This is a genomic window from Nonomuraea sp. B12E4 (genome assembly GCF_039871825.1).
In the GTDB taxonomy this organism is placed as follows: Bacteria; Actinomycetota; Actinomycetes; order Streptosporangiales; family Streptosporangiaceae; genus Nonomuraea.
Window position 1 is genome coordinate 1 of the sequence record NZ_JBDPME010000080.1, and the last position, 1436, is coordinate 1436.

Below are 1436 nucleotides of genomic sequence, written 5' to 3' on the forward strand. Positions count from 1 at the left end.
GGTTAGCGTCCACGGGAGTGGTGTACGGGTGATCTTCCCTCTGGTGTGACGGGAGAGATCCATGTGACAAGTGACGGCCACTTCGTAATCCTTCGATTTGCACATTCAGACACGAAGGGGACGAAGTGACCGTCAATGACATTGTGCCCGCGATCGGTGCCCACGTCGAGGAGACTCTGACCGCGGCGAGCCCGGACCTGCTCCGGGCGATGATCCGCGAGTTCGCCCAGCGGATGATGGACGCCGAGGTCGAGCAGCTGTGCGGGGCCGGCTACGGCGAGGTCAGCAGCGAGCGGGTCAACTCCCGTAACGGCTACCGGCAGCGGGAGTGGGACACCCGGGCCGGGACGATCGAGCTGGCCGTTCCGCGGCTGCGCCAGGGCAGCTACTTTCCTGACTTCCTGCTGGACAAGCGCCGCCGCGCCGAGCGGGCGCTGACGTCGGTGGTGGCCACCAGCTACCTGCTGGGCGTCTCCACGCGGCGGGTGGAGAAGCTCGCCGAGGCGATGGGCATCACCAAGCTGTCCAAGTCGCAGGTGTCGAAGATGGCCGCCGAGCTGGATGAGCTGGTGGCCTCGTTCCGGTCCCGGCCGCTGGATAGCGGCCCGTACACCTTCGTGTGGATCGACGCGTTGACGCAGAAGGTGCGCGAGGGCGGGCGGACGGTGAACGTGCACTGCCTGATCGCCACCGGGGTCAACGTCGATGGCCAGCGGGAGATCCTCGGCCTGGACGTCGTCTCCAGCGAGGACGGGGCGGGCTGGCTGGCGTTTCTGCGCGGCCTGGTCGCTCGCGGCCTGTCGGGGGTGCTGCTGGTCACCAGCGACTGCCATGCCGGGTTGCGCGACGCGATCGCCGCCACGCTGCCCGGCGCGTCCTGGCAGCGCTGCCGGACCCATTTCGCCCGCAATCTTGGAACATGCGTTCCCAAGACGGCGCAGCCGTGGGTGCACACGATGCTGCGCACCATCTTCGAGCAGCCCGACGCCGAGTCCGTGCGCGCCCAGCACCGGCACGTGGTGGAGGTGCTGGAGGCCAAGTATCCCAAGGCCGCCACGCGGTTGGACGAGGCGCGCGAGGACATCTTGGCCTTCACCGCCTTCCCCAAGGCCGTCTGGCGTCAGGTGTGGAGCAACAATCCCCAGGAGCGCTTGAACAAGGAGGTGCGCCGCAGGACCGACGTGGTCGGCATCTTCCCCGGCCGCGACGCCATCGTCCGCCTGGTCGGCGCGGTGCTGGCCGAGCAGAACGACGAGTGGACCGAGCAGCGCCGCTACATGGGCCTGGAGATCCTGGCCGAATCCCGGAAGCACGCCGACACCCAGAATGAGACGAATGAGACGAATGATGCTAAAGTGAATATTGAGGCGATTACCGCTTAAGAATTCGCCGGATTACGAGTGGTCTTCTCATACACCACGATCATGGACGCGGCC

General features: G+C 66.6%; 1 protein-coding gene. It reads left to right on the forward strand.

Features of this window, described 5'->3' with window-relative positions; translation table 11 throughout:
• Positions 1–140: 140 nt before the first annotated feature.
• Positions 141–1382: an IS256 family transposase gene (locus ABGB18_RS49285; protein WP_347702652.1), complete on the forward strand. Its 1242-nt coding sequence runs from the start codon at positions 141–143 to the stop codon at positions 1380–1382.
• Positions 1383–1436 lie beyond the last annotated feature (54 nt).